Source organism: Pseudolysinimonas sp., assembly GCF_051954455.1.
In the GTDB taxonomy this organism is placed as follows: Bacteria; Actinomycetota; Actinomycetes; order Actinomycetales; family Microbacteriaceae; genus Pseudolysinimonas.
The window spans coordinates 65668-73014 of record NZ_JBQCHS010000016.1; the positions used below are offsets into that span (position 1 = coordinate 65668).

6 protein-coding genes are annotated in these 7347 nt (G+C 70.6%); 1 reads left to right on the forward strand and 5 read right to left on the reverse strand.

The features are described from left to right. Positions 1-5 precede the first annotated feature (5 nt). Both ACTHM3_RS07895 and ACTHM3_RS07900 read right to left on the reverse strand, forming a co-directional pair. Positions 6-1028, reverse strand: a complete 1023-nt coding sequence (locus tag ACTHM3_RS07895; protein WP_440405565.1) for a carbohydrate ABC transporter permease — start codon at positions 1026-1028, stop codon at positions 6-8. 76 nt (positions 1029-1104) lie between these two features. Next, positions 1105-2346, reverse strand: coding sequence for an ABC transporter substrate-binding protein (locus tag ACTHM3_RS07900; protein ID WP_440405566.1), 1242 nt, complete (start codon positions 2344-2346; stop codon positions 1105-1107). Positions 2347-2500: 154 nt separating this feature from the next. Between ACTHM3_RS07900 and ACTHM3_RS07905 the strand changes: the two genes are divergently transcribed. Next, on the forward strand, positions 2501-4129 hold the full coding sequence (locus ACTHM3_RS07905; RefSeq protein ID WP_440405567.1) for a glycoside hydrolase family 13 protein: 1629 nt from the start codon (positions 2501-2503) through the stop codon (positions 4127-4129). On the opposite strand, the gene ACTHM3_RS07910 is transcribed toward ACTHM3_RS07905, so the two are convergent. The 3 genes from ACTHM3_RS07910 to tuf all read right to left on the reverse strand — a co-directional run. Next, positions 4126-5094 carry a DNA topoisomerase IB gene (locus ACTHM3_RS07910; protein WP_440405568.1) on the reverse strand — a complete coding sequence of 323 codons (969 nt, stop codon included), beginning with the start codon at positions 5092-5094 and terminating at the stop codon, positions 4126-4128. The genes ACTHM3_RS07905 and ACTHM3_RS07910 overlap by 4 nt on opposite strands. Positions 5095-5147: 53 nt before the next feature. After that, on the reverse strand, positions 5148-6236 hold the full coding sequence (locus ACTHM3_RS07915) for a Gfo/Idh/MocA family protein (RefSeq protein ID WP_440405569.1): 1089 nt from the start codon (positions 6234-6236) through the stop codon (positions 5148-5150). A gap of 72 nt (positions 6237-6308) precedes the next feature. Beyond that, positions 6309-7347 (reverse strand): elongation factor Tu (gene tuf / locus ACTHM3_RS07920; protein WP_440405570.1); only part of this gene is annotated, 1039 nt, incomplete at its 5' end.

The window sequence follows — 7347 nt, forward strand, 5'->3', positions numbered from 1 at the left end:
CGCGGTCACTGGAGCTCCCCCTTCTGCTGGGCGGCCTGGGTGCGGACGACGTTGGCGCCGAGGAACCGCACGAAGATGAAGGCCACCGCGAAGATGATGAGGAACGTCAGGGTCGACAGCGCGGACGCGGCGTTGAAGCCCTGCCGGATCTGCTGCACCACCAGGATCGACAGCGTCGTCGTCGCGTTGCCCGGACCGCCGTTCGTGAGGATCGCGGGCAGGTCGTACATGCGCAGCGCGTCGAGCAGGCGGAACAGGATCGCCACCATGAGCGCCGGGCGCACGAGCGGCAGCGTGATCCGGAAGAACTGCTGGATCGTGGTCGCGCCGTCGACCCGCGCCGCCTCGTAGACGTCCTCGGGGATGAGCTGGAGCCCGGCGAGGATGAGCAGCGCCATGAACGGCGTCGTCTTCCAGACGTCCGCGATGATGATCGCGAACTTGGCGGGCCACTCGTCGCTCGTCCAGAGGATCTGGCTGCCGATGAGGCTGTTGAGGATGCCCGACGCGGCGAGGATGAAGAACCACAGCTTCGCGGTGACCGCGGTCGGGATCGCCCACGGCACGAGGACGGCGGCGCGGACGAGCGCGCGGCCCTTGAACGCACGGTTCATGATGATCGCCATCCACGTGCCGAGCACGGTCTCGATGACGACGGTCACGGCGCCGAAGAAGAAGGTGTTGCCGACCGAGGCCCAGAAGCTGCCGCCGATGCTGCCGGGCGGGCAGGCGACCGAGCCGCCGCCGACCGCGTTGCACTGCTGGGCGAGGAAGTGGATGTAGTTGGCGAAGCCCGCGAAGCCGCCCTGCACGAACATGCCGGTCGCCTTGTCGAGGCCCGGGTCGTTCTGGAACGACTGGATGATCGCGCTCACCACCGGGTAGCCGATGACGATCGCGAGCAGCAGGATCGTCGGGCCGATGAGCCAGACCGACCAGACGCCGTGACGGGCGTTCAGACCGCTGCGGCGGGGGCTGTGGTGCGGGGTGCGCGGCGCCGCCGGCGCGCGCGCGGGGACTGCGGACATCGTCGCTCCTTTGCGAGATGGGGGACGGAGAGGGGTCGGCCCCGGCGGGCTGTGCCGCCGCCGGGGGCCGAGGGGATCAGCCGGCGGTCGCGGACTGGATCGCCTTCTGCATGTTGTCGAGCGCGTCCTTCGTGGAGTCCGTGCCCTTCAGCGCCGCGTAGGCGTTGTCCTGGATCGCCTTGGTCACGGCCGGGTAGAACGGCGTGACCGGGCGGGGCACCGCCTTGAGGATCGACTCCTTCAGCGTCGGCAGGTACGGCAGCTGCTTCACGAGCGTCGGGTCGTCGTACAGCGACGCGACGACCGGGGCGAGGGAGCCCTTCTGCGCGAAGTACGTCTGCGTCTCGTTGCTCTCGAGGAACTTGACGAAGTCGAGCGCGGTCGCCTTGTTCTTGGAGTACGTGCTGATGGCCGCGTTGTGGCCGCCCAGGGTCGACGCCGAGACGAGCGGGGCGACCTTGAACTTGTCCTTCACGACCGACGTCGCGTCCGTCGTGGCGAGCGAGTAGGCGTACGGCCAGTTGCGCATGAAGAGGTACTTGCCGGCCTCGAACGCGGTGCGGCCCTGCTCCTCCTGGAAGGTCAGCACCTCCTGCGGGATGTTGCCGTCCTTCACACCCTGCACGAGCTGGTCGAGGCCCTTCTCGGCGTCGCTCGTGGTGAGGGTCGGCTTGCCGGAGGTGTCGACCACCGTGCCGCCGGCGCCGTTGATGGCCTCGGAGGCGTTGACCGTGAGGCCCTCGTACTGCGCGAGCTGGCCCGCATAGCAGTTGATGCCGTTCGCCTTGGCGATGTCGCAGTCCTTCATCATCTCGTCCCAGCTGGTGGGCGGGGTCGGGACCAGGTCGCTGCGGTAGTAGAGCAGGCCGCCGTCAGAGGCCTGCGGGGCGGCGTAGAGCTTGCCGTTGTAGGTCGCCGTCTTGACGGTCGCCGGCAGCAGCTTCGAGGTGTCGATCTTGTACTGGCCCTCCAGCGGCGTGAGCCAGCCCTTGGCCGCGAACTCCGCGGTCCACACCACGTCGACGTCGACGACGTCGTAGTCGGTGCTCTTGGCCTGGAAGTGCTGCACGAGGTCGTCGTGCTGCTGGTCGGCCTTGTCGGACTGCTCCTTGAAGGTGACCTTCTCCTTCGGGTGGGCCGCGTTCCACTTGTCGATCAGCGGACGGACGATGTTGTTGTTGTCCTTGCCCTGGACGTAGGTGATGGGGCCGTGGCCGTCACCGCCGGCGGAGCCGCCGCCGGATCCGCCGGAACACCCGGCGAGTGCGAGGCCGGCGGCGGCGATGCCGGCCACCAGCACGAGACGTGTTGCTCTCACTGTGATTACTCCTCGTTGAGCGGGACCGGGAGGAAACCCGGTCGAGGGGACGGTACCGCTCGGATGCGGACGGATGCAACCGTTTGCAATGACCGTGACTCATTCGCTATGAATGTCCGGTCGGGCGCTCCCGACCGGACGAAGGAGACCGAGGATGACGGAAGCGCGTGACGCGTCGTGGTGGCGGGATGCGGTGGTCTATCAGATCTACCCGCGCTCGTTCGCGGACGGCGACGGCGACGGCGTCGGCGATCTGCGCGGTGCGCTGCAGCACATCGACCACCTCGCGCGGCTCGGCGTCGACGCGATCTGGCTGTCGCCGTTCTACGTGTCGCCGCAGCGCGACGCCGGCTACGACGTCGCCGACTACACCGACGTCGACCCGCTCTTCGGCACCCTCGACGACTTCGACGCGCTCGCGACGGCGGCGCACGCGGCCGGCATCCGCGTCATCGTCGACATCGTCGCGAACCACAGCTCCGACCGGCACCCGTGGTTCCAGGCCGCGCTGGAGGCTGGTCCCGGCTCCCCCGAGCGCGCGCGCTACCTCTTCCGCGCCGGCCGCGGGGAGCAGGGCGAGCTCCCGCCGAACAACTGGGTGTCGGTCTTCGGCGGGCCCGCGTGGGAGCGGGTCCCCGACGGCGAGTGGTATCTGCACCTGTTCGACGCGACGCAGCCCGACTTCGACTGGTCGAATCCCGAGGTCGCCGAGTTCTTCGACGACGTGCTCCGGTTCTGGCTGCTGCGGGGCGTCGACGGATTCCGCGTCGACGTCGCGCACGGGTTCGTCAAGGCCGACGGCTTGCCTGACCACGACTACGAGCGCTTCCCCCGGGGTTCCGGCGCGGACCGCGGCCCGATGTGGGACCAGGACGGCGTGCACGACGTCTACCGCCGCTGGCGGCGCGTGCTGCAGGAGTTCGGCGACGACCGGATCCTGGTGGCCGAGGCGTGGGTCGGACCCGCCGAGCGCATGGCCGCCTACGTGCGGCCCGACGAGATGCAGCAGAGCTTCAACTTCCCGTACCTGCGCGCCGGATGGTCGGCGCCGCGGCTGCGGGCCGTGATCGACGAGGCGCTCGCCGCCAACGCGACCGTCGGCGCCACGACGACGTGGGTGCTCTCCAACCACGACGTCGTGCGCCACAGCTCCCGTCTCGGGCTCGCCGACCTGGAGACCTGGATGCACGGGGTCGGCCCGAGCGACCCCCAGCCGGACGAGGAGCTGGGGCTCCGCCGCGCACGGGCGCTCACACTGTTCAGCATGGGCCTGCCCGGCTCCATGTACCTGTACCAGGGCGAGGAGCTGGGCCTTCCCGACCACACCACGCTGCCCGACGAACTGCGCCAGGATCCGAGCTGGTTCCGCGACGCCGGTGCCACGGCCGGGCGCGACGGGGCGCGCATCCCGCTCCCCTGGGTCGGCGACGCCCCCGGGTACGGCTTCGGGCCGAGCGGGGCGACCTGGCTGCCCCAGCCGCCGTCGTACGCGGCGCTCGCGGCGGACCGGCAGGAGGGCGACCCGGCGTCGACCCTGGCGATGTACCGCGCGGCGATCCGGCTGCGGCACGAGCACGGCCTCGGCCACGGCTCCGTCGAGTGGCGGGAGCTCGGGCCCGACGTCCTGGCGTTCCGGTCTGACGGCGTGCTGGTGGCGCTCCATCTCGGGTCGGAGCCGGTGACGCTCCCGGCGGGCGAGGTCCTGCTGGCCAGCGACGACCGCGCCGTCGCCGACGGTTCGCTTCGGCCCGACGGGGCCGTCTGGATTCGGGCGACCAGCTAGTCGAACAGGAGCGCGCGCAGCTCGCTCTCGGCGGCGTGCAGCCGCTGCGGATCGATCGTGCGGCCGTGGTCGTAGTGGTCGATCACGCGCGGGTCGATGTAGCTCGCCCGCGCGACGGCGGGCGTGTTGCTGAGCACCTCGGACGCCGCGCGGACCGCCTGCGCCACCGCGCGCTTCCGGGCCGTCGGCGACGGCTTCGGGCCGATGCGTGCGAGCTCGACCGCGGCGGCGATCGTGCCGTGCAGGGTCCGGAAGTCCTTCGCGGTGAACTCGCCGCCCGTCCGCGCGTGCACATCGGCGTTGATCTCGGCGGCGGTCAGCGGATGCCAGCGCCCGTCCTCGTGCCAGGCGAGCAGCTTGGCGCGGCCTCCGCGACGCTTGAGCGCCCGGACGATCTTGGCGAGATCCGGGTCGCGGATCTCGCTGCGCCACTCCTTGCCGCTCTTCGCCGGGAAGTCGAGGAGCACGTCGTCGCCGTCGACCTTCGCGTGCGCCGCGAGCAGGGTCGAGAGGCCGTAGCTGCCGTGCTCGTCGGCGTAGCGCTCGGACCCGACGCGGAGGCTGCCCGAGTCGAGCATCCGGAACGCGGCGGCCAGCACGCGCTCGCGCCCGAGACCGTCGCGCCGCAGATCGATGGTGACGCTGCGGCGGGCGGCCGGGAGCGACTCCGCCAGGGCGAGCGAGCGGTCGAACTTGATGCGGTCCTTCTGCTCGCGCCAGGTCGGGTGGTAGATGTACTGCCGGCGGCCGGCCGTGTCGACGCCGGTGGCCTGGATGTGCCCGTTCGGGTACGGCGCGATCCAGACGTCCGTCCAGGCGGGCGGGATCGCGAGCGCGTCGATGCGGTCGAGGAGCACCGGGTCGTCGACCCGCTCGCCTCGGTCGTCGCGATAGAAGAAGCCGCGCCCGGCCTTCACACGATGGACGCCGGGGCCGCTGGAGTTCGAACGGCGGAGGCGCGGCATCCTCACAAGGTAGGGGGCCGGCCGAGCCCGACGGTCCGGCCTCCAGGCGAAGATCAGGAGGGGAAGGAGGTCCGCAGCGTCTGGGTCTCCCCCGTCGCGGCCGCGCGGTACGCGGCCTCGATGATCTCCACGACATGCGCCGCGTGCTCGGCGGTCGCGTCGGACGGGACGCCGGCGCGCACCCAGTCGACGAGGCTCATGAGGTCCTGGAAGACGTGGCCCTCGCCCAGCTCGGCGTGGACACCGACGGCGTATGGCCCGTAGAAGGGCTGATCAGCGGGGACGAGGCTCTCGCCGTTCAGGGCCGTCCCGACGATGCTCCCGCTCGTGCCGAAGAAGCTCGGCTGCCCGAACTCGCTCACCGCCCCGGCGACCGTGCCATGCGCGAAGGCGAAGGCGCCCCCGCCGAAGTCGAGCAGGATGCCGGTGTTGTCGTCGGCGTCCACCGGGTACGTCGCGCCCCGCCACTCGCGCTCGGGGACGCGCACGCCCGACATGGCGGCGACCCGGAGCGCCGGCCCGAGCACGCCGGTCAGGGTGTGGAGCGCGTAGACCGTCATGTCGTAGAGCGGCCCGCCGCCGGGCTTGCGCCAGTACCAGCTCGGATTGACGTTGCTGAGGACGTCGTCACCCGACCGGACGGCCTCGTCCTCGTGATACGTGCCGAAGGCCGCGCCGGCCGCGGCCCAGGCGAACTCGCCGATCCCGCCCCCGCGCACGAGGTCGCGGATGATGCGGTTGACGGGGCGGACCATCTGACCGGGGCTCGCGACGAGCCGTACGCCGCGCTCCTCGGCCCGCGAGATGAGGTCGAGCGACTCGTCCGCGGTGACCGTCATCGTCTTGTTGACGTGGACGTGCTTGCCCGCCTCGATCGCCGCGACCACCTGCTCGTAGTGCAGGCCGATCGGCGAGCAGATCGTGACGGCGTCGACCGCCGGGTCGGCGAGCAGCTCCTCGAGGGACGCGTAGGCGCCGGGGACCCCGAACCGCTCCGCCGCGGACGCGGCACGCCCCTCGACCGGATCGCACACGGCGACGGCCCGCGCCTTGCCCGCCACGTCCTCCTGGACAAGGTGCGCGAGCGCGCCCCGGATGCCGATGCTGCCCGCGCCCACGACGCCGATGCCGAGCGGTTCCATGGCGCCATCCTCCCCTAGGAACGACGAAGGGGTCGAGCCTTCCGGCTCGACCCCTTCGGGTGACGATCGGTCCTACTTGAGGATCTTCGTGACGGTACCGGCGCCGACGGTGCGGCCGCCCTCGCGGATCGCGAAGCCGAGGCCCTCCTCCATGGCGATCGGCTGGATCAGCTCGACCGACATGCCGACGGTGTCGCCGGGCATGACCATCTCGGTGCCCTCGGGCAGCGTGATGACGCCGGTGACGTCGGTGGTGCGGAAGTAGAACTGCGGACGGTAGTTCGCGTAGAACGGGTTGTGACGGCCGCCCTCGTCCTTGGACAGGATGTACGCCGTGCCCTCGAAGTTGGTGTGCGGCGTGACCGAACCCGGCTTCACGACGACCTGACCGCGCTCGACGTCCTCGCGCTTGGTGCCGCGGAGGAGCAGACCGCAGTTCTCGCCGGCCCAGGCCTCGTCGAGCTGCTTGTGGAACATCTCGATACCCGTGACCGTGGTCTTCTGCGTCGGGCGGATGCCGACGATCTCGACCTCGGAGTTGATCGCGAGCGTGCCGCGCTCGGCGCGACCCGTCACGACCGTGCCGCGGCCGGTGATGGTGAAGACGTCCTCGATGGGCATGAGGAACGGCTTGTCCTTATCGCGCACCGGGTCCGGGATGGAGTTGTCGACGGCGTCCATGAGGTCGAGGACCGACTGGGTCCACTTCTCGTCGCCCTCGAGCGCCTTGAGGCCCGAGACGCGGACGACCGGGGCGTTGTCGCCGTCGAAGTCCTGGCTGCTGAGCAGCTCGCGGACCTCGAGCTCGACGAGCTCCAGGATCTCCTCGTCGTCGACCATGTCGCTCTTGTTCAGCGCGACCAGCAGGTACGGCACGCCGACCTGCTTGGCGAGCAGCACGTGCTCACGGGTCTGCGCCATCGGGCCGTCGGTCGCCGCGACCACGAGGATCGCGCCGTCCATCTGGGCCGCACCGGTGATCATGTTCTTGATGTAGTCGGCGTGACCCGGGGCGTCGACGTGCGCGTAGTGGCGCTTCGGCGTCTCGTACTCGACGTGCGAGATGTTGATCGTGATGCCGCGCTGACGCTCCTCGGGAGCGGAGTCGATC

Bases quoted from the DNA above. Each gene is read 5' to 3' on its own strand.
- ACTHM3_RS07910 (WP_440405568.1), bottom strand. From the start codon at position 5,094: ATGCCGCGCCTCCGCCGTTCGAACTCCAGCGGCCCCGGCGTCCATCGT.
- ACTHM3_RS07895 (WP_440405565.1), bottom strand. From the start codon at position 1,028: ATGTCCGCAGTCCCCGCGCGCGCGCCGGCGGCGCCGCGCACCCCGCAC.
- ACTHM3_RS07915 (WP_440405569.1), bottom strand. From the start codon at position 6,236: ATGGAACCGCTCGGCATCGGCGTCGTGGGCGCGGGCAGCATCGGCATC.
- ACTHM3_RS07905 (WP_440405567.1), top strand. From the start codon at position 2,501: ATGACGGAAGCGCGTGACGCGTCGTGGTGGCGGGATGCGGTGGTCTAT.